The organism is Streptomyces sp. x-19, from assembly GCF_046549115.1.
Classification (GTDB): Bacteria; Actinomycetota; Actinomycetes; order Streptomycetales; family Streptomycetaceae; genus Streptomyces; species Streptomyces albulus_C.
Genome location: NZ_JAJPWK010000029.1, coordinates 42,800 through 60,374, shown reverse-complemented (window position 1 = coordinate 60,374; position 17,575 = coordinate 42,800). Strand labels below are relative to the sequence as shown.

Below are 17,575 nucleotides of genomic sequence, written 5' to 3'. Positions count from 1 at the left end.
CTCCGCCGGTCGACGACCGCGGAGGAGGTGCATTCTTCCGGCAGCCTCAGGGCGGGAGTGCGCCGGATGCAAGGAGGATCTAAGACGATGGCAGGCAACACGGAGCCGCTGTCGCCGCGGGCCAAGCTGGCTGTGACGGCCGGCAAGGCCGCGGCAGCGGTGTCGCGCGCGGCGGGCCGCGGCAGCGGATCGGTGATCGGTGGCCGGGTGGCGCTCAAGCTCGACCCCGACCTGCTGGCCGCGCTGGCCAGGCACCTGGACGTGGTACTGGTGTCCGCCACCAACGGCAAGACGACCACCACGCGACTGATCGCCGAGGCGCTGCGGGCCAGCGGCCCGGTGGTCTCCAACGCGCTGGGCGCGAACATGCCCGCGGGCATCACCTCGGCGCTGGCGGGCGGCTCGGACGCCAAGTACGGCGTCATCGAGGTGGACGAGAAGTACCTGGCCACGGTGGCCCGGGACGTCACGCCCAAGGCCATAGCGCTGCTGAACCTCTCGCGGGACCAGCTCGACCGGGCCGCCGAGACCCGGATGCTGGCCGAGCGCTGGCGCGAGGGCCTGTCCGGCTCCAAGGCGCTGATCATCGCCAACGCCGACGACCCGCTGATCGTCTGGGCGGCGTCGTCGTCCGCGAACGTGGTGTGGGTCGCCGCCGGCCAGGAGTGGAAGGACGACGCCTGGTCCTGCCCCTCGTGCGGTGGTGTGATGCAGCGCCCGGGCGACGACTGGTTCTGCGCCGAGTGCGGCTTCCGCCGTCCGACGCCGAGCTGGGCGCTCTCCGGCGACCACGTGCTCGACCCGCACGGCAGCGCCTGGCCGATCAAGCTCCAGCTGCCGGGCCGCGCCAACAAGGCGAACGCCACCACCTCCGCCGCGGTCGCGGCCGCCTTCGGGGTGCCGCCGCAGGTCGCCCTGGAGCGGATGTTCGCGGTGCAGGCCGTCGCGGGCCGCTACGACGTGGTCACCTTCGCGGAGCGCGAGCTGCGGCTGCTGCTGGCGAAGAACCCGGCCGGTTGGCTGGAGACCTTCTCGCTGATCGACGGACCGCCGACCCCGGTGATCATGTCGGTGAACGCCCGCGGCGCGGACGGCACCGACACCTCCTGGCTCTGGGACGTGGACTACACCCGGCTGGCCGGGCACCCGATCTTCGTGCTGGGCGACCGCCGGCTGGACCTGGCGGTGCGCCTGGAGGTCGCGGGGCTCGACTTCGAGGTCTGCGAGACCCTCGACGAGGCGGTGCAGATCGCACCGCCCGGTCGGATCGAGGTCATCGCCAACTACACGGCCTTCCAGGACCTGCGCCGCCGCGTGGGCAACTGAGTGCGGTCCACGGACAACAGCGACAAGGACGAGCGAGCATGAGTGACAACAGCCTGCGCGTGGTGTGGATCTATCCGGACCTCCTGAGCACCTACGGCGACCAGGGCAACGTCCTGGTGGTGGAGCGGCGGGCGCGCCAGCGCGGCCTGGACGTCCAGCGCCTGGACGTCCGCTCCGACCAGCAGATCCCCACCTCCGGGGACATCTACCTGATCGGCGGCGGCGAGGACCGCCCGCAGCGGCTGGCGGCCGAGCGGCTGATCCGCGACGGCGGCCTGGACCGCGCGGTCTCCAACGGCGCGATCGTCTTCTCGGTGTGCGCCGGCTACCAGATCCTGGGCCACGAGTTCATCAACGACCTCGGCGAGCGCCAGCAGGGCCTGGGACTGCTGGACGTGGTGAGCACCCGCGGCGAGGGCGAGCGGTGCGTCGGCGACGTGCTGGCGGACATCGACTCGCAGTTGGGGCTGCCGCCGCTGACCGGTTTCGAGAACCACCAGGGCGTCACGCACCTGGGGCAGACCGCCCGGCCGTTCGCCAAGGTCCGGTTCGGCAACGGCAACGGCGTCGGCGACGGCTACGAGGGCGCGTGGAACGACACCGTCTTCGGGACGTACATGCACGGCCCGGTGATGGCCCGCAACCCGCACATCGCGGACCTCCTCATCAAGCTCGCGCTGGACGTCAACGCGCTGCCGCCGGCCGACGACCGGTGGTACGACGCGCTGCGCGAGGAGCGGATCGCGGCGGCGACGCAGAACGTCTGACGGGTTCCGCCGCCCACGACGGCCGGATCCGGGTCATCGGCCCGGATCCGGCCGTTTTCCGTGCACCGGTGTCCGCTCTGCGGTCATCCGTGTGTCGGGGTGCCGCGCACTTGTAGGCTGAGCGGGATCCAACCGGACGACGGGGTCCGGGCGTCCGGTTGAATTGCGATGGGTTGCTACACAATGCGTATGGGTGTCCTCACGTCCGGGGGCGACTGCCCCGGCCTGAACGCCGTCATCCGGTCTGTCGTCCACCGCGCCACCGCCGACCACGGCGACGAGGTGATCGGCTTCGTGGACGGCTGGAAGGGCCTGCTGGAGTGCGATTACCGCAAGCTCGACCTGGATGCCGTCGGCGGCATCCTGGCGCGCGGCGGGACCATCCTCGGCTCGTCGCGGGTGCAGCCCGCCCATCTGCGGGACGGGGTGGAGCGGGCCCGCGGCCACGTCGCCGAGCTGGGGCTGGACGCGATCATCCCGATCGGCGGTGAGGGCACGCTGAAGGCGGCGCGGCTGCTGTCGGACGCCGGACTGCCGATCGTCGGCGTGCCGAAGACCATCGACAACGACATCGCCGTCACCGACGTGACGTTCGGCTTCGACACCGCGGTGGGAGTCGCCACCGAGGCGCTGGACCGGCTCAAGACCACCGCCGAGTCGCACCAGCGGGTGATGATCGTCGAGGTGATGGGGCGGCACACCGGCTGGATCGCGCTGCACTCGGGGATGGCCGCCGGTGCGCACGCCATCGTGGTGCCGGAGCGGCCGTTCGACATCGAGGAGCTGACCGCACGGGTCTCCGAGCGCTTCGAGGCCGGCAAGAAGTTCGCGATCGTGGTGGTCGCGGAGGGCGCCAAGCCGCGCGCGGGCACCATGGCCTTCGACATCGGCGGCACCGACGTCTACGGGCACGAGCGGTTCGCCGGGGTCGCCCGGCAGCTGTCGGTGGAGTTGGAGGCGCGACTCGGCAAGGAGGCCCGTCCGGTCATCCTCGGCCACGTCCAGCGCGGGGGTACGCCCACCGCCTACGACCGGGTGCTGGCCACCCGCTTCGGCTGGCACGCGGTGGAGGCCGCACACCGCGGGGAGTTCGGGATGATGACCGCGTTGCGCGGCACGGACATCACGCTGGTGCCGCTGGCTCAGGCCGTGGAGAGCCTGAAGACGGTGCCCGCCGAGCGCTACGACGAGGCCGAGTGCGTGCTCTGAGACCCCGGTAGCCCATGCGCGGGGTTCGGATCCGTTCGGGCGCCCCCGGCCGCTGCACCGGCCGGGGGCGCCTCTACGCTTGTCTCCGGAGCATTGGTACGAATCAGGAGCGAGCGGATGCATCACAGCGGGCACGGCATGGACGGCATGAACATGGATCTGCCGCCGTTCACGCTGGGGCGGGGCCTCGCGTTCGGCGGTGATGCGTTCTTCCTGGTCGGCTGCCTGGTGGGGTTGGGGCTGTACGGCTGGGCGGTCCTCCGGCTGCGGCGGCGCGGCGACGCGTGGCCGATGGGCCGGGTCGTCGCCTGGGTGCTGGGCGTGCTGACGGTGGCGGTGACGATGTGCACCAAGCTGAACGACTACGGCATGGCGATGTTCAGCGTCCACATGGTCCAGCACATGATCATCAGCATGCTCTCGCCGATCCTGCTGCTCCTCGGGGCGCCGGTGACGCTGGCACTGCGCGCCCTGCCGACCGCCGGGCGCGGGCGCAAGGGGCCGCGCGAGCTGCTGGTGGCGCTGCTGCACAGCCGGTACATGCGGATCATCACGCACCCCGCGTTCACCATCCCGCTGTTCATCGCGAGCCTCTACGCGCTCTACTTCACCCCGCTGTTCGACCTGTTGATGCAGTCCCGGGCCGGGCACATCGCGATGATGGTGCACTTCCTGGCGGTGGGTCTGGTCTTCTTCTGGCCGATCATGGGCGTGGACCCGGGCCCGCACCGGCCGGGATACGTGATGCGGATGCTGGAGCTGTTCGCCGGGATGCCGTTCCACGCGTTCTTCGGCATCGCCCTGATGATGGCGACCGAGCCGATGGTGAACACCTTCCTGCACCCGCCGGCCTCGCTGGGCGTCGAGGCGCTGGCCGACCAGCAGGCGGCCGGCGGGATCGCCTGGGCGTTCAGCGAGATCCCGTCGGTGGTGGTGCTGATCGCGCTGGTCTTCCAGTGGTACAAGTCCGAGGAGCGCACCTCGCAGCGCGCCGACCGGGCCGCGGACCGCAACGGCGACAAGGACCTGGCGGAGTACAACGCCTACCTGGCGTCGCTCAACGCGCGGGGGCAGTAGCGCGCGCGACGCGACGCGCCGGGGCGGAACGCCGCGGTGCGGTAGGTCATCTGGCGGCACGGGCCGCGGCCGGGGACGATGGTCTCCTGGCCGCGGCCCGCGGCGTTGGGCCCGCGGCCGCCGGGAGGAGGGTGCGGGTATGCCCGGATCTACCAGAGCGATGGCCGTCTGCACGGGGTGCGGACTCGTCGCGGCGACCGCCTACACCGTGGCGTTGGGCGGCAACGGCTGGGTGTGGTTCCTGTGGGTGGTGCTGGCGCTGCTCACGCTCGGGGTGGTGACGGCGCGGCGGGTCTGAGCCGCGCCGCGGGCGCCGACCGGTCGCGGGTCAGAAGCGGAACAGCGGGCCGGTGGCGGCGTCCATGGTGCAGGCGTTGGGGTACTCCCGGCGCCATTCGACCGGCGCGCCGCGCCAACTGCCGGAGGCGGTGACGGTCACCGGGTCGTACTCCCGGGTGCAGACGTGCGGGTCGCCGCGCAGTGCGTCCGGATCGCCGTGGACCGCGGCCAACTCGGCGCAGGCGGCGGCGCCGTGCGGATGGGTGCCGCGGGTGTCCGGGCAGCTCAGGCGCACCCCGCGGATCCAGGTGTCGCCGGCGCCGGAGACGGTCAGGAAGAGCCCGTCGGCGCCGTCCGGAGCGGCGGCGCGGGCCGAGGCCGCGCCGAGTGCGGTGCACAGCGCCACGGTCACGCCCGCCGCGACGGCGGTGCGGGGGATTCGGCGTCGGCGGCTCACGGGCATCGGGGTCTCCTGGAACGCTCGGGGCGGTGGCCCGGTGGGGCACGCGGTGGGCGGGCGGCGGCGCCCGGTGGGGACGGCGGACGGCGCCCGGCGGCCCCAGGCCACCCCGCCGGGCCGCGGCGCACAAGCGGCCACGCCGTATGGTCGCCCGGACGGGTCGGCGGATGCCCGGGCCCGGGGGACGTCGAGGCGGCGGCGCGGCGGGGTGGCCGCTCGCGGGTCGGGCCGGCAGCGAAGCAGGAGGGGCCGGTCGGGAGGAGCCAGGGGCTCCCCCGACCGGCCCCGGTGGTGGGTCAGCCGGCGGCCTTGGCCGTCTGCTTCGCCGGGACGGGCGTGGCGTGCGGGGCGCACGTGACGTCCGTCGGGTCCGTGGTGCCCTTCAGGAAGTACGCGTCGACCCGCTCGTTGATGCACGGGTTGACCAGCCCCGTGACGCCGTGCGAACCGGCGTCCCGCTCGGTGATCAGGCGGGAGCCGGCGAACCGCTTGTGCAGTTCGACGGCGCCGCCGTACGGGGTCGCCGCGTCACGGGTGCTCTGCACGATCAGGACCGGCGGCAGGCCCTTGCCGGACTTGACCTCGACGGGCGTCTGCTGCTTGACGGGCCAGGTGGCGCACGGCAGGTTCATCCAGGCGTTGGCCCAGGTCATGAAGGGGGCCTGCCGGTGCAGACGGGTGTTGTCGCGGTCCCACTTCGCCCAGTTGGTGGGCCACTTGGTGTCGGTGCACTCGATGGCGGTGTAGACCGCGTTGCCGTTCTCGGCCTGGGCGTTGCCGGCCTTGTCGTCGAGGTGCGGACCGGCGTTGTCGATCAGCGGCTTGGCGTCGCCGGCCAGGTACGCGCTCCACGCCTGGGCGACCTCGGCCCACGCGCTGTCGTAGTAGGGCGCGTTCTGGAAGAAGCCGGTGAGTTCGGCGGGGCCGACCACGCCGCCGATGGGCTGCTTCTTGGCGGTGGCCCGCAGCTTCTCCCAGGCTGCCTGGACCTTCTGCGGGGTGTTGCCGATGTGGTAGGCGGCGTCGTTCTTGGCGACCCACTTCGTCCAGTCGCCCCAACGGGTCTCGAAGGCGACGTCCTGGTCGAGGTTGGCCTGGTACCAGACCTTCTCTCGGGAGGGGTCGATGACGCTGTCGACGAGCATCCGGCGGACGTGGCCCGGGAAGAGCGTGCCGTAGACGGCGCCGAGGTAGGTGCCGTAGGAGACGCCGAGGTAGTTGAGCTTCTTCTCGCCCAGCGCGGCACGGATCACGTCGAGGTCGCGGGCCGTGTTCGCCGTGGTCATCTGCGACAGGACCGCGCGGCCGGTGCGCTCCAGGCAGCCCTGGGCGTACTGCTTCGCGTGCGCGCGCTGGGCGCGCTTGTCCGCCTCGTTGTCCGGCACCGGGTCGGCCTTGGGGGCCTTGACGAACTCCTGCGGGTCCACGCAGGAGATGGGCGCGGAGTGGCCGACGCCCCGGGGGTCGAAGCCCACGAAGTCGTACGCCTGGGCGGTCTTGGCCCACAGCGGGTTCTTGGTGGTGACGCGGGACGGGAAGCGCATGCCCGAGCCGCCGGGGCCACCGGGGTTGTAGACGAGGGCGCCCTGCCGCTGCTGCGGGCCTCCGGTGGCGACGGCGCGGTCGACCGCGATCTTGAGGGTCCGGCCGTCGGGCCGGGCGTAGTCGAGCGGGACGGTGACGTAGCCGCACTGGATCGGGGCCTTCAGGCCCCAGTCGGCGGGGCAGTCCTGCCAGGCGACGCCCGCCTTGGCGGCCCGGTCGGCGGCCAGCGCGACGCCGCGCGCCTCGGCCGTGCCACCGGGGTGCCGCTCGCCGGCGGTGGCCGGCGTGGCTATCGCGCCGGCGAGGAGCGCGCCGGTCACCAAGGTGCCGGCAGCGCCGAGCGCTACTGTTCGTTTCACGTGGTTGATCCCCCAGCATGGTGCGCCGCTTGTGGCGGCGTCGATCACGGAGCTACGGGGGGATCCTGTCGTGTACGGACCACACTTGAACAGATTTGGCCACAATTTCTTTACCAAGCCGTAGGAATTGAACGGTTGTCCGCGTGCCCCCGTGACGTGTCGGGCGCTCGCCGTCGGGGTCCTGGTGGGGGGCTCGACCGGGGCCCGTCGAACGGGGCGGCGGACCGCGGTCAACAGGGCACCGACAACGGGCCGTGGAGTGACGAGAACCAGTCAATTGCCACTGACATACCGCATATGCCGGTGCGGGCCGTAGCGGCTTCACTAACCTTCCGTGCAGGCTCTCCCACACACCGCAACGTGGGAGGGCCTCCGCGTTGTGCCCGTGTGCTGCGTCCTGCAGCGTGCCCGCCGGAGGGAGACGTCAGGTGCCCGGTATCGACCAGGTGTTGGCCCGCGCGATGGAGATACCCGGAGTGCTGGGGGCCGGACTGACCGACTGGACCAGCGGGTTGACGCTGGGCACGGCCGGCCGGGCCCCGCACGGCGACCACGACGCGACGGCCGCGGACACCGCCGAGGTGGTGCAGGCGGTGGCCCGGAACGCCACGTTCGACACCGCCGGCGGGAACGGGGAACCGTTGGAGGACCTGATCGTCACGACGGGGAGCAGCTACCACCTGATCCGCCGGGTGCCCACCGCCTTCGACAGTCAGACCTGCCTGCACCTCTGGCTGGACCGGGGGCAGGCCAACCTCGCCATCGCCCGATTACGCCTGCGCGACCTGGCCACGGAGCTGGTCGGCGACTGACGCACCGTCATGATCTCGACGCCATCCTCCCGTTCGGGCGGCACCGGCGGTGCCGGCCGGCCCGGTCCGCTCGACCGGTACGCCGCGCAGCGCGCCACCGGCGCGCTGCGCGGTCCGGACGGTTGCGTCTACCTCCACCAGGGCGCGGTCTACTGCGTCGAGTGCCCCGCGGTCGCCGACGTCGGCGACCGGCTGGCGACGGCCGGACGGCTGCCCGCGGAGCGCTGGCGGCGCGCGGTGGACGCCGCGGGAGCGAACCACAGCGGCGGCCAGTTCCTCCTCCGCCAGGGCTGGTTGACCCGCGGCGAGCTGGAGGTGTGCCAGCTCGCCGCACTGCTCGACGCGGCGTGCTTCGTCCTCCCGCCCCGGTCCGCGGCCACCTCCTTCACGCCGGGCGACGCGCACTGGCTGGGCGTGGTGCGTCCGGTCGCCGCCGCCGTCCTGCTGGCGGCGGTGGCCCGGCGCCGGGCCCAACTCGACCGGTTGGGGTCCTGGGCGGCGGTCGACGGCGCCCCGGTCGTCCCGGTCGTCCCCGATGCCCAGGACCGCCCGCCGCTCACCGGTCGACAGCGGTGGCTGCTCGCGCACGCCGACGGCGTCCGCACCCCGGGCGAACTCGCCCGCGCGCTGGGGCAGTCGACGTTCCTGACGCTGCTGGAGGTCCGGCGGCTCGCCGCGGCCGGGCGGGTGCGGCTGCCGCCGGCGGTGGGGCTGCCCCGGCGGCGCCCCGGGGCCTGCCGGTCGGAACCGCGCGGTCCGGCGGGAGCGGGGGCGAACGCCCCGGTCTGGCACCTGCCGGACCCGGGCGCGCTGGAGACCGCCGATCCGGACGTCGCCCTCCTCGTCCGCCTGCGCACCGCCCTGGAGGAGAACCTGTGAACCCCTGTGAACCCCGGCCATGAGGCCCGTGTTCGGCAAGCGTGTCAGAAGAAGGAGCATCAGGAGACCGATGACGAGCGACACCGAAGCGATCGCGGCCGGAATCCGGGAGGAACTGCGGGCCCTGCGCGCGCACGTACGGCAGTTGCACGGCGGCATGGTGGCGAGTGCGGACGGCATGGTGATCGCCCACGACCTGCCGGACATCGAACCCGACGGGCTGGCCGCGCTCACCGCCGCCGCCATCGGCGTCGCCAAACGGCTGACCGACGCCACCGGGCAGGGCGGCTTCGAGGAGACCCTGACCCGCGGCAGCCGCGGCTACGTCGCGGCGTACGCGGCCGGGAACCGCGCCGTGCTCACCGCCGTGGCGGGCCCGGACACCAACGTCGGGCGGCTCCACCTCCAGGCCCGGCGCGCCGCCGCACGCATCGCGACGCTGCTCGACGCACCGCCGGGCCACTGACCGGTCGCGCCCGCCCGGCGGCCTCCCCCGCCGGTCGGCGCCCCCGGCCCCCGGCCTCCGGCCTCCGGCCGGCAGACCGACCACCCCGCACGACGGACATCCAGCGAAACCAAGCGAACCCAAGGAAAGGCCCGACCCCTCATGACGCAGATGGAAACCGCTCTCGGCGAAGCGATGTCGACGATCGAGGGCGCGATAGGTGTCGCCCTGGTCGATTACACCAGCGGCATGGCGCTGGCCACGTTGGGCGATCCGCAGTCGTTCGACCTCAACGTCGCGGCGGCCGGCAACACCGACGTGGTGCGCGCCAAACTGCGCACGATGGAGCTGCTGGAACTCCAGGGCGCCATCGAGGACATGCTGATCACCCTGACCTCGCAGTACCACATCATCCGGCCGGTGACGGGCAAGAACGGCGGCGGTCTCTTCCTGTACCTGGTGTTGGACCGCAAGCGCGCCAATCTCGCGCTGGCGCGCCACCGCCTTGCCCGTCTGGAGGCCGAACTGGAGGTGTGAGGACTCAGCCGGCGGCGGCCTCGTCCAGCAGCCGCCGCAGCGACAGGCCGTCCGGGGCGATCGCGGTGACCAGCGCCGCGGGTCCGGCGATCGGCGCCACGACGGCCTGGCCCGCGTTCGGATCGGCGCCGGCCGCGCCGCCGAGCAGCCGGACCTCGACCGGCTTGTCGGTGAACTGCGGTCCGGCGAGCAGGAGTTGGCCGACGGCACGGTTGCCGCCGAGGACCGCGGAGGTGTCCCACCCCGGGGCGCCGGGCCCGTAGGCGGTCTCCTGGTCCAGCAGCGTGCGCCCCGCCTGACGGATCGTCAGGCGGCTGCGCAGTGCGCCGGTCCGCTCACCGGTGCGGCCCAGGACCTGCTCCTCACGGAACACCAACCGGGCGGTGGGGGCGAGGTCCACGGTGGTGGTCATCCGCAGGTCGCTGCCCTCGGCGGAGATCAGCGGCTCCGGCAGCCATTCCAGCCGGGCGCCGTCGCCGACCGTCAGGTGGACGTCGTAGGTGGCCAGGTCGCCGGTGCGGCCCGGCAGCGCGACGGTCGCCGCCGCCGCGGTGATCCGCAGCGACGTGCCGGCCTCGGCGGTGGCCTCGATGCGCAGCCGGTCGCCGCCGAGCGGGGCGCTCATGGCCCCGATCAGACAGACCCGGGTCTGGTCGGCGTGCGACTGGATGCGGCGGATCGCGAACGGGCCGCCGCCGTCCAGGACCGGCAGCCGGGTGACCCCGTGCGCGTCGGCCCGGGCGACGATGCGGGCGGTGGCCCGCAGACCGCCCGCCGGGAGGGCGGTGGCCTGCGGTGCCGCGGGGCGGGGAACGGTGCGGGTCATGCCTGGGCCGCGGTCCAGTTCGCCAGCTGCGCCCGGACCCACTCGGCGACCGGCTGCACGCCGCCCGGCTGCTTCAGGGCGGTGAAGGCGACGGGGAGTTCGCCGCGCTGGGCCTTGGCGTCGCGGGCCATGCCTTCGAGGTCGACGCCGACGTACGGGGCGAGGTCGGTCTTGTTGATGACCAGCAGGTCGGCGGTGGTGACGCCGGGGCCGCCCTTGCGGGGGATGTCGTCGCCGCCGGCCACGTCGATGACGAAGACCTGGGCGTCGACCAGGCCCTTGGAGAAGGTCGCGGTGAGGTTGTCGCCGCCGGACTCGACCAGGATGAGGTCGAGCGGGCCGACGGTCTCCTCCAGGTCCTCGACGGCTTCGAGGTTGGCGGAGATGTCGTCGCGGATGGCGGTGTGCGGGCAGGCGCCGGTCTCCACCGCGGCGATCCGCTCGGTGGGCAGCACCGCTTCCCGGCGCAGGAACTCGGCGTCCTCGCGGGTGTAGATGTCGTTGGTGACGACCGCGATGGACAGTTCGTCGCGCAGTGCGCGGCACAGGGCGGCGACGGTGGCGGTCTTGCCGGTGCCGACCGGGCCGCCGAGCCCGATCCGCAGCGCGCGGCGGGTGCCGTCGTGACGTACCGGGTCGGCGGCGCTGTAGGTGTGGCGCTCGGGGAAGCCGTCCTGGTGGTCGAGGTGCATGGTGACTCCAGTGGTTCGTGCGGCCGCGGGGTACGCGGCACGGTGGGTGGACGGAAGGTCAGGACGCGAACAGCCGGACCGGCCAGGCGGCGTGTGCTTCGGCGGTGATGTCGAGCAACGGCGCGGAGGCGGCGGGCAGCGCGCCCGGACCTTCGGTGACGGCGCGCTGCGCGGCGGCCGCACCCGCTTCCGCGACCTGTTCCAGGTCGACGGTGAGACGGGCGAGGACGGCGGTGGCGTCGAAGGGGTCCAGGCTCAACAGGCGGACCACGGCGGTGGCCGGGCCGCTGATGTTCTCGTAGGCGACCGCGTGGGCGGCGTCCAGCGGCGTCAGACCGGCCGACCGGGCGGCCAGGCCGAGGACGACGGGCTGGTGGGCGCCGCGCGGGCGGGCCGCGGCCAGTGCGTCCAGCTCGGCGCTCGGCCAGGTGGCCCGGGCGGCCCGCATCATCTGCCGGCCGAGCCGGCGGGCGACCTGGCGCAGCGCCGGGACCGGGGTGCGGGCGTCCGCGGCGTCGTCCAGCAGGAGCGGGTCCAGGCCGGCCGCGGCCGCGGCGGCGAGGCCCGCGGCGACCAGTCCGGCGGTGTGCAGCCGCCCCCGGCAGAATGCCTCCAGGGTTGCGGCGTCCTTGATGTGCCCCGCGGTGACGGCCGGTTCGGCGCCGCCCGAGTGGGCGTGCCCTCCGGCGGGGAACCGGCCGTCGGCGAGGACGAGCAGCGCAGCGCGGCTCATCGATGGTGCTCCGGATCTTTCATCGACGGTACGTCAGAAGAGGAAGTACCGCTGGGCCATGGGCAGTTCGGCGGCGGGTGCGGGTTCGACCGCCTCGCCGTCGATGGTCACCGTGAAGGTGTCGGGGTCGACGTGGACGCGCGGCAGGGCGTCGTTGTTGCGCATGTCGGCCTTCTTGACGCCGCGGGTGGAGCGGATCGGCTCGAAGGACTTGTCCAGCGGGAGGCGCTCGGAGAGGTTGTCCTCGATGGCCTGCTGGGAGACGAAGTTGAGCGAGTTGCTGCCCGGGGCCTTGCCCATGGCGCCGAACATCGGGCGCGGCAGGATCGGCTGCGGGGTGGGGATGGACGCGTTGGCGTCACCCATCTGCGCGTAGGCGATCTGACCGCCCTTGATGACCAGCTGCGGCTTGACGCCGAAGAACGCCGGGTCCCACAGGACGAGGTCGGCGAGCTTGCCGCTCTCGACCGAGCCGACGACGTGGTCGATGCCCTGGGCGAGGGCCGGGTTGATGGTGTACTTCGCCACGTAGCGCTGGGCGCGGAGGTTGTCCGCGGCACCGTCGCCGGGCAGGGCGCCGCGGCGGCGCTTCATGACGTGCGCGGTCTGCCAGGTCCGCATCACGACCTCGCCGATCCGGCCCATGGCCTGGGCGTCGGAGGACATCATCGAGATGGCGCCGAGGTCGTGCAGGATGTCCTCGGCCGCGATGGTGGAGGGCCGGATCCGGGACTCGGCGAAGGCCAGGTCCTCCGGGACCGCGGGGTTGAGGTGGTGGCAGACCATCAGCATGTCGAGGTGTTCCTCGACGGTGTTGACGGTGTGCGGCCGCGTGGGGTTGGTGGACGCGGGGAGCACGTTGGGCTCGGAGACCATCGCGATCATGTCGGGGGCGTGACCGCCACCGGCGCCCTCGACGTGGAACGCGTGGAGGGAGCGGCCGGCGATGGCGGCGATGGTGTCGCCGAGGAAGCCGGCCTCGTTCAGGGTGTCGGTGTGGATCGCGAGCTGGGCGCCGCTCTCCTCGCACACCCGCAGACAGGCGTCGAGGACGGCGGGGGTGGCGCCCCAGTCCTCGTGGATCTTGAAGCCGAGGATGCCGGCGCGCAGCTGGTCGCGCATCGACGGCAGGGACATGGTGTTGCCCTTGCCGAGGAGACCGACGTTGACCGGCAGGTTGTCCATCGCCTCGAAGAGTCGGGCGATGTGCCAGGAACCGGGGGTGATGGTGGTGGCCTTGCTGCCCTCGGCGGGACCCGTGCCACCGCCGATCATGGTGGTGATGCCCGCGGCCAGCGCCTCGTCCGCCTGCTGGGGGCAGATGAAGTGGACGTGGGTGTCGATGCCGCCGGCGGTGAGGATCTTGCCGTTGCCGGCGATGATCTCGGTCTCCGGGCCGATCACCAGGTCGGGGTGGACGCCGTCCATGGTGTCGGGGTTGCCGGCCTTGCCCAGGGCGGTGATCTTGCCGTCGCGGATGCCGACGTCGGTCTTGACGATGCCCCAGTGGTCGAGGACCACGGCACCGGTGATCACGGTGTCCGGGGCGCCCTCGGCGCGCGTGACGCGGGACTGGCCCATCGACTCGCGGATCACCTTGCCGCCGCCGAAGACCGCCTCGTCACCGGCGCGGCCGGGACCGCCGGAGCGGTCCTCGCTGATCTCGATGACCAGGTCGGTGTCGGCGAGCCGGATCCGGTCGCCGGCCGTGGGGCCGAACAGGTCGGCGTACTCCTGGCGGGTCAGTTCAGCCATCGAGGGGACCTCCGGTCTCACCGCGCAGACCCACGACGATCCGCTTGCCCCCGATGGGGACCAGCTCGACCTCGGTGGGGATGCCGGGCTCGAAGCGCACGGCGGAGCCGGCGGCGACGTTCAAGCGCTTGCCTTGCGCGGCCGCGCGGTCGAAGTCGAGGCCGGGATTGGCCTCGGCGAAGTGGTAGTGGGAGCCGACCTGGACGGGGCGGTCGGCGGAGTTGAGGACGGTCATGCGCGTGAGGGGGAGGCCTTCGTTGAGGCGCACCGGCTCGTCGGCGTAGAGGATCTGTCCCGGGATCATTGTCTGCTCTCCCGTGGTCAGTTGATGGGTTCGTGAACGGTGACGAGCTTGGTGCCGTCGGGGAAGGTCGCCTCGACCTGGACGTCGTGGATCATCTCCGGGACGCCTTCCATGACGTCGTCGCGCGCGAGCACCTTGCGCCCGGAGGACATGAGCTCGGCGACGGTACGCCCGTCCCGCGCCCCTTCAAGGATGTGCACAGTCAGCAGGGCGATGGCCTCGGGGTGGTTGAGCTTCAACCCCCGGGCCCGCCGCTTTTCGGCCACGTCTGCCGCCACATGAATCAACAACCGTTCCTGCTCATGCGGGGTCAGTTGCATACGTTCCACCTCACAGGTTTGCACCCGGGCGCATTTGCCCAGGTCACAGGCATCGACACACCTGTGTCGTTAGATGTACCACACAGTGTTTAAAGGCGAAGCAAACTGACTTCCAGTAATTGACCATCAACTTCCCCATCGCGGAAGGCTAGTTCGGCGAGATTTCGACGCCGTTACGCCCGCCGACGCATTCCGTGACCCCTGTCGCACCTGAGGCAACACGACAGAAATCACTGCGCGTTACGGGGTAGCGACCGGATTCGGGGGCATCGCCACTGGTCCGAGGCCCGAAGGTTGTACGGAATCATGGTGGCGAATTCCACACCCTCAACCCCCTTCCGGAATACGGAAAAAGGAGCGGGCGCGGGGTAATCAATCGGGATTAACTCCCCAAACCAGACGCACATTCCGATGCACGAACGCGGGTGTCCGGTATCCGCTCTTGACGAAATTCAAACGGGCTCGCAATCCTCATGCACGCGTCAAGATTTCCGCTGCGCTTCACCCCCCACAACAGCATCGGAGCCCCCAGTGACTCGTTCGTCCCGTATGCGCCGCGCCGCGCTCGCCGCCGGCGCCTGCACCGCCGTCGCCGCCCTATTGGGCACCGCCGCGGTCGCCCAGGCCACCTCCCCCACGACGCAGGCCGCACCGGACATCCCGGTCGCCGCCGTCAAGGCACACCTGGACAAGCTCCAGTCCATAGCCGACGCCAACAGCGGCAACCGCGCCCACGGCCAGGCCGGCTACCAGGCGTCGGTCGACTACATCAAGGGCACGTTGGACGCGGCGGGCTTCACCACCAGCGTCCAGGAGTTCAGCAGCGGCGGCGCGAAGGGCTACAACCTCGTCGCCGACTGGCCCGGCGGCGCCGAGGACGCAACGGTGATGGCCGGCGCCCACCTCGACTCGGTCGACGCGGGCCCCGGCATCAACGACAACGGCTCCGGCTCGGCCGGCATCCTGGAGGTCGCACTGGCGGTCTCCCGGGAACACCTCAAGCCCACCAAGCACCTGCGGTTCGCCTGGTGGGGCGACGAGGAGGACGGCATGGTCGGCTCCCGGCACTACGTCGACGCCCTCGGCGCCGACCGGTCGAAGATCTCCGCGTACCTCAACTTCGACATGATCGGGTCCCCCAACCCCGGCTACTTCGTCTACGACGACGACGCCAAGCTGGAGAAGGTCTTCAAGGACTGGTTCGCCGCGAAGAACATCGCCACCGAGCGGGAGACCGAGGGCGACGGCCGGTCCGACCACGCCTCCTTCAAGGACGCCGGCATCCCGGTCGGCGGACTCTTCTCCGGCGCCGACTACATCAAGACCGACGCCCAGGCGAAGGCGTGGGGCGGCACCGCGGGCAAGGCGTTCGACGCCTGCTACCACCGGTCCTGCGACACGTCCAAGAACATCGACGACACCGCCCTGCACAACCACACCGACGCCATCGCCAACGCCATCTGGCAGCTCAGCTCCTGACGCCGGACCCGCGCTGACGGCCGCCGCACCGCGCGGCCGTCGGCCTTCCGCGCCTCACGTCTCCCGACCCGGTCGCCGATCCCCGGCGGCCGGGTCGCGGTGTTCCGCCGCGATGCCGAAGCGCCGCTGTTCGCCCGCAGCGGACTCCGGGTGCCGCACGGACGACACCGTGCTGATCACCTCCGCCTGCTCCGCGGCCGCCTCCTGCCGCCCCAGTTCCTCAAGTCGCTCCAGGTCAGCGGCGGACACCAGCGCCACGAGGGGCTTGCCGTGCCGGGTCACGACCACCCGCTCGCCGCCGTAGACGACGCGGTTGATCAGATCCGCGAGTTCGGCCCGGGCTTGCGTCACCGGAATTTCGTAGGCCATGCTCCTAGCCTATGTAACGTCCACGTGGTTCGTCGTGGTCCGTGGCACCGGCGAATGTCCAGGTCAGAGGTGTTCGCGTGCTCCCCGTGCGCGCTCGTTTGTGAGAGATGTGTGAGACGGGGTGAGACCGCTCCACCGGTCCAGCACGGAGCCGTGGCCAGGCGGGGGCCTGCACGGCGAATCGAGCAGGAGGGCCGGGCGTTCCAGTCCTCCTCTCACACCACCGGGCGTACGGGCCTGCATCCATCGGTTCACCGAGCTGATCTCATCCGGGGCTACGGGGCACCGCCGGCCCGACCCCGGCTGGTCGTGACCGGCAAGGTCACCGGTGGGCACGACGTCAACGACGTCGTCGAGATGGACTTCGTGCGCGTCGAGCCCACCGGCTAACCCCGAGCGACCTCAGCGGTGTGCGCGGGGGTGTAGCGCTCGCCCATCACCTGGTCGCTCAGCGGGTCCAGCGCGGCCAGCGCCTCGGCGTCCAGGGTGAGCTCCAGCGCGGCCGCGTTCTGCTCCAGCCGGGCAGGGCTTCGGGTGCCCGGAATGGTCGCCACCGCCACCCCGAGCCGCTCGGCCTGGGCGTACACCCAGGCCAGCGCCACCTGGGCCGGGGTGGCACCCAGCCGGTCGGCCACCTCGCGCACGGTCCGCGCGATCTTCTCGTTGGCCTCGCCCGCCTCGCCGGCGAAGCGGGGGTTGGTGCGCCGGAAGTCCTTCTCGCCCAGCGTGGAGCGGTCCAGGGTGCCGGTCAGGAAACCCCGCCCCAACGGCGAGTACGGCACCAGCCCGACCCCCAGCTCGGCCATCACCGGGGTGACCGCCTCGACGTCGCGGGTCCACAGCGAGTACTCGCTCTGCACCGCGGTGATCGGGTGCACCGCGTGCGCCCGGCGCAGCAGCTCACCGTCGACCTCGGACAGGCCCAGATGGCGGACCTTGCCCGCCTCGACCAGCTCGGCCATCGCCCCGACGGTCTCCTCGATCTCCACGTCCTGGGGCGGGCGGTGGGCGTAGTACAGGTCGATCACCTCGACGCCCAGCCGCAGCAGCGAGGCGTCACAGGAGCGCAGCACGTAGTCCCGGGCACCCCGGATGCGGCGTGCCCGGTCGCCGGCACTGCGGTCGATGCCGAACTTGGTGGCCAGCTGCACCTGGTCCCGGCGGCCGTGGATGGCCCGGCCCACCAGCACCTCGTTGTGCCCGGTGCCGTAGGCGTCGGCGGTGTCCAGGAACGTGATGCCCAGCTCCAGAGCCCGGTCGATAGTTGCCAGCCCCCCGTCCCAGTCGGCGGCACCGTAGCTCTCGCTCATCCCCATACACCCCAGGCCCATCGCGCTGACGGTGAGACCGGGCGAGCCGAGCGTGGTTCGGGTGATCATGCGCGGATACTCCTCCTGCCCGG

20 protein-coding genes are annotated in these 17,575 nt (G+C 72.1%); 10 read left to right on the top strand and 10 right to left on the bottom strand.

Annotation, left to right across the window (positions count from 1 at the left end; all coding sequences use genetic code 11):
- The first annotated feature begins 87 nt into the window (after positions 1 to 87).
- The 5 genes from ACLJT4_RS36935 to ACLJT4_RS36915 all read left to right on the top strand — a co-directional run bounded on the left by ACLJT4_RS36935 (position 88) and on the right by ACLJT4_RS36915 (position 4,677).
- Positions 88 to 1,326 carry a MurT ligase domain-containing protein gene (locus ACLJT4_RS36935; protein ID WP_351466797.1) on the top strand — a complete coding sequence of 413 codons (1,239 nt, stop codon included), beginning with the start codon at positions 88 to 90 and terminating at the stop codon, positions 1,324 to 1,326.
- 38 nt (positions 1,327 to 1,364) lie between these two features.
- Entirely contained in the window at positions 1,365 to 2,093 is a 729-nt protein-coding gene (locus ACLJT4_RS36930) for a type 1 glutamine amidotransferase (protein WP_233659059.1), read from the top strand.
- Between the two features lie 183 nt (positions 2,094 to 2,276).
- Positions 2,277 to 3,302 carry a 6-phosphofructokinase gene (locus ACLJT4_RS36925; protein WP_411129303.1) on the top strand — a complete coding sequence of 342 codons (1,026 nt, stop codon included), beginning with the start codon at positions 2,277 to 2,279 and terminating at the stop codon, positions 3,300 to 3,302.
- Positions 3,303 to 3,419: 117 nt separating this feature from the next.
- Positions 3,420 to 4,379, top strand: coding sequence for a cytochrome c oxidase assembly protein (locus ACLJT4_RS36920; protein WP_411129301.1), 960 nt, complete (start codon positions 3,420 to 3,422; stop codon positions 4,377 to 4,379).
- Positions 4,380 to 4,518: 139 nt separating this feature from the next.
- Positions 4,519 to 4,677, top strand: coding sequence for a hypothetical protein (locus ACLJT4_RS36915; RefSeq protein WP_037634797.1), 159 nt, complete (start codon positions 4,519 to 4,521; stop codon positions 4,675 to 4,677).
- 30 nt (positions 4,678 to 4,707) lie between these two features.
- Here ACLJT4_RS36915 and ACLJT4_RS36910 read toward each other — a convergent pair whose 3' ends face one another.
- Positions 4,708 to 5,121: an SSI family serine proteinase inhibitor gene (locus ACLJT4_RS36910; RefSeq protein WP_411129299.1), complete on the bottom strand. Its 414-nt coding sequence runs from the start codon at positions 5,119 to 5,121 to the stop codon at positions 4,708 to 4,710.
- Positions 5,122 to 5,414: 293 nt separating this feature from the next.
- The gene (locus tag ACLJT4_RS36905; RefSeq protein ID WP_411129297.1) at positions 5,415 to 7,022 is read right to left on the bottom strand and encodes an alpha/beta hydrolase; all 1,608 of its coding nucleotides are present in this window, start codon (positions 7,020 to 7,022) and stop codon (positions 5,415 to 5,417) included.
- 428 nt (positions 7,023 to 7,450) lie between these two features.
- Here ACLJT4_RS36905 and ACLJT4_RS36900 point away from each other — a divergent pair, with 428 nt between their 5' ends.
- The 4 genes from ACLJT4_RS36900 to ACLJT4_RS36885 all read left to right on the top strand — a co-directional run bounded on the left by ACLJT4_RS36900 (position 7,451) and on the right by ACLJT4_RS36885 (position 9,695).
- Complete coding sequence (locus ACLJT4_RS36900) at positions 7,451 to 7,834, top strand: hypothetical protein (protein ID WP_411129295.1); 384 nt, start codon at positions 7,451 to 7,453, stop codon at positions 7,832 to 7,834.
- Between the two features lie 9 nt (positions 7,835 to 7,843).
- Positions 7,844 to 8,713 (top strand): hypothetical protein, encoded by an 870-nt coding sequence (locus tag ACLJT4_RS36895; RefSeq protein WP_411129293.1) that lies wholly within the window; start codon positions 7,844 to 7,846, stop codon positions 8,711 to 8,713.
- A gap of 70 nt (positions 8,714 to 8,783) precedes the next feature.
- Positions 8,784 to 9,179, top strand: a complete 396-nt coding sequence (locus ACLJT4_RS36890; protein ID WP_053164676.1) for a roadblock/LC7 domain-containing protein — start codon at positions 8,784 to 8,786, stop codon at positions 9,177 to 9,179.
- Between the two features lie 141 nt (positions 9,180 to 9,320).
- Complete coding sequence (locus ACLJT4_RS36885; protein WP_411129290.1) at positions 9,321 to 9,695, top strand: hypothetical protein; 375 nt, start codon at positions 9,321 to 9,323, stop codon at positions 9,693 to 9,695.
- Between the two features lie 4 nt (positions 9,696 to 9,699).
- Here the strand turns inward: ACLJT4_RS36885 and ACLJT4_RS36880 are convergent, their stop codons facing one another.
- Genes ACLJT4_RS36880 through ACLJT4_RS36855 form a run of 6 tightly spaced genes read right to left on the bottom strand, consistent with a single transcriptional unit; the run spans position 9,700 to position 14,325 of the window.
- On the bottom strand, positions 9,700 to 10,521 hold the full coding sequence (locus tag ACLJT4_RS36880) for an urease accessory protein UreD (protein ID WP_411129288.1): 822 nt from the start codon (positions 10,519 to 10,521) through the stop codon (positions 9,700 to 9,702).
- Positions 10,518 to 11,213 (bottom strand): urease accessory protein UreG, encoded by a 696-nt coding sequence (gene ureG / locus ACLJT4_RS36875; RefSeq protein WP_275461489.1) that lies wholly within the window; start codon positions 11,211 to 11,213, stop codon positions 10,518 to 10,520. The genes ACLJT4_RS36880 and ureG overlap by 4 nt, the downstream gene beginning before the upstream one ends.
- A gap of 58 nt (positions 11,214 to 11,271) precedes the next feature.
- Complete coding sequence (locus ACLJT4_RS36870; protein WP_411129286.1) at positions 11,272 to 11,946, bottom strand: urease accessory protein UreF; 675 nt, start codon at positions 11,944 to 11,946, stop codon at positions 11,272 to 11,274.
- A gap of 33 nt (positions 11,947 to 11,979) precedes the next feature.
- Positions 11,980 to 13,701 carry an urease subunit alpha gene (locus tag ACLJT4_RS36865; RefSeq protein WP_411129284.1) on the bottom strand — a complete coding sequence of 574 codons (1,722 nt, stop codon included), beginning with the start codon at positions 13,699 to 13,701 and terminating at the stop codon, positions 11,980 to 11,982.
- A complete protein-coding gene (locus ACLJT4_RS36860) occupies positions 13,694 to 14,005 on the bottom strand; it encodes an urease subunit beta (protein ID WP_016572109.1) in 312 nt (103 codons plus the stop codon). The genes ACLJT4_RS36865 and ACLJT4_RS36860 overlap by 8 nt, the downstream gene beginning before the upstream one ends.
- 17 nt (positions 14,006 to 14,022) lie before the next feature.
- Positions 14,023 to 14,325: an urease subunit gamma gene (locus ACLJT4_RS36855; protein WP_016572110.1), complete on the bottom strand. Its 303-nt coding sequence runs from the start codon at positions 14,323 to 14,325 to the stop codon at positions 14,023 to 14,025.
- 549 nt (positions 14,326 to 14,874) lie between these two features.
- Between ACLJT4_RS36855 and ACLJT4_RS36850 the strand changes: the two genes are divergently transcribed.
- Entirely contained in the window at positions 14,875 to 15,804 is a 930-nt protein-coding gene (locus ACLJT4_RS36850) for a M28 family metallopeptidase (RefSeq protein ID WP_411129344.1), read from the top strand.
- A gap of 54 nt (positions 15,805 to 15,858) precedes the next feature.
- On the opposite strand, the gene ACLJT4_RS36845 is transcribed toward ACLJT4_RS36850, so the two are convergent.
- Together ACLJT4_RS36845 and ACLJT4_RS36840 are read right to left on the bottom strand one after the other, a co-directional pair.
- On the bottom strand, positions 15,859 to 16,173 hold the full coding sequence (locus ACLJT4_RS36845) for a type II toxin-antitoxin system Phd/YefM family antitoxin (protein ID WP_016572112.1): 315 nt from the start codon (positions 16,171 to 16,173) through the stop codon (positions 15,859 to 15,861).
- A gap of 386 nt (positions 16,174 to 16,559) precedes the next feature.
- Positions 16,560 to 17,552, bottom strand: coding sequence for an aldo/keto reductase (locus ACLJT4_RS36840; protein ID WP_201846527.1), 993 nt, complete (start codon positions 17,550 to 17,552; stop codon positions 16,560 to 16,562).
- Positions 17,553 to 17,575 lie beyond the last annotated feature (23 nt).